A 2,038-nucleotide genomic window follows, 5' to 3' on the forward strand; every position below is an offset into this window, starting at 1 on the left:
CGCGGCGATGGTGTCGGGGATCCGGCTGAACAGCACCGAGAAGATCACGGCGGTGCCCAGGGTGCCGCCGATCTGGCGGAAGAACGTGGAGGCGCTGGTCGCGACTCCCATGTTCGCCACGTCGACCGAGTTCTGCGAGGCCAGGGTGAGGGTCTGCATCATCTGCCCGAGCCCGAGGCCCAGCATCAGCATCCCGCCCATCATGAAGATCACCGGCTTGTCGATCGTCACGAAGGTGAAGTAGAAGAACGCGGCCGACATCAGGAACGTGCCGACGATCGGGAAGGCGCGGTAGCGGCCCGTGCGCGAGATGATCTGACCCGAGACGATCGAGGCGATCATCAGGCCGAGGATCATCGGCAGCATCAGGAAGCCGGACTCGGTCGGCGTGGCGCCGTTCACCAGCTGCAGGTACAGCGGGATCGCCATCATGCCGCCGAACATGCCGAAGCCGACGAGGACGCCCAGCACGGTCGCCATCGAGAAGGTCGGCGAGCGGAAGAGCTTGAGGGGGATGAGCGCGTCGTCGCCCATCATCCGCTCGGCCGCGATGAAGCCGATGACGCCCAGCGCGCCGACGATGTAGCAGACCCACGCGATCGGCGAGCCCCAGCCCCACTCGCGGCCCTGCTCGGCGATCAGCAGCAGCGGTCCCGCGGCGATGACGACGAGGGAGGCGCCCCACCAGTCGATCCGCACCGAGCGCTTGCCGGCGGGCTTGGGCAGGTGGAGGAACCGCACGACGATGAAGAGCGCGACGGCGCCGATCGGGAGGTTGATCAGGAAGACCCAGCGCCAGCCGGTGATGAAGAGGATCTCGGGGGTGCCGGCGAGCAGGCCGCCGATGAGCGGTCCGACGACGCTGGAGATCCCGAAGACGGCCAGGAAGTAGCCCTGGTACTTGGCGCGCTCGCGCGGGGGCAGGATGTCGCCCATCACCGTGAGCGCGAGCGACATGAGCCCGCCGGCGCCGAGGCCCTGCACGGCGCGGAAGCCCGCGAGGCCGAGCATCGAGGTCGAGAAGCCGGCGAGCGTCGAGCCGATCAGGAACAGCACGATCGCGATCAGGTAGAGCGGGCGGCGTCCGAAGATGTCGGAGAGCTTGCCGTAGATCGGCGTCGCGATCGTCGAGACGATCAGGTAGGCGGTGGTCACCCACGCCTGCTGCGAGAGGCCGTCGAGGTCGTCCGCGATGGTGCGCATCGAGGTGCCGACGATGGTCTGGTCGAGCGAGGAGAGGAACATCCCCGCCATCAGGCCGAAGATGACGAACAGGATCTGCCGGTGCGACATCACGGCGCCGGACGGCGTCGAGGTCGGAGCGGATGGAGCGGAGGCGGAGTCGGCCACGGTGGTCCCCTTGTCTGGCGGACGCGTCCAGGCACGGCGATCCGCCGCAAACGTTGCGTGCTGCGCAAAGTTACACCGCGTGCGGAGAGCGCGACAGAGCGTCCGGCGAGCCTGAACGGGATCTCAGGGCCGCCGTGCCGGGGCCGTGCGTCAGGCCGGAGCGGGGACCGCCTCGTCCGCCCAGCCGGCCTCACGGAGCGCTGCGCGGGCCTCGGCTCGGGCCGAGTACGGCGTGCGCACGCCGAGGATGTCGCGGTAGTTCTGGTGCCCGGGGCCGGCCCAGAGGATGGCGTCGCCCTCGTGCGCCAGGGACACGGCGACGCGGATGGCGCGCTTGGGGTCGTCGACCTCGTGGATCTCGGCGTCCGGACGGGCGGCGCGGGCGGCCTCGACGAGGGTGCGCCGGATCGAGGCCGGGTCCTCGAAGCGCGGGTGGTGGTCGGTGACGACCAGCACGTCGCTGCCCAGGACGGCGGCTTCGGCCATCGCCGGGCGCTTGAGCGCGTCCCGGTCGCCGTCGGCGCCGAACACCATGACCACGCGGCCGGGAGTGACCTCGCGGACGGCCTCCAAGGTGCGGGCGAAGGCGTCGGCACTGTGGCCGAAGTCGACGTACACCGTGGGGCCGCGCTCGCCCGAGACGCGCTCGGTGCGGCCGGGGAGGGAGGCGTCCACTCCGCCGTCGCGG

Annotated in this window: 2 protein-coding genes; both read right to left on the bottom strand. The window is 70.5% G+C overall.

What is annotated here, in order from left to right; genetic code table 11:
* The coding region (locus tag C5C10_RS17360; RefSeq protein ID WP_146082202.1) for an MDR family MFS transporter at nt 1-1,293 on the bottom strand (1,293 nt) is incomplete at its 3' end.
* A gap of 207 nt (nt 1,294-1,500) precedes the next feature.
* Nucleotides 1,501-2,038, bottom strand: a 538-nt coding sequence (locus C5C10_RS17365) for a glutamate ligase domain-containing protein (RefSeq protein ID WP_308471671.1), incomplete at its 5' end; no start/stop codon positions are given.

The organism is Rathayibacter sp. AY1A3, from assembly GCF_002930975.1.
In the GTDB taxonomy this organism is placed as follows: domain Bacteria; phylum Actinomycetota; class Actinomycetes; order Actinomycetales; family Microbacteriaceae; genus Rathayibacter.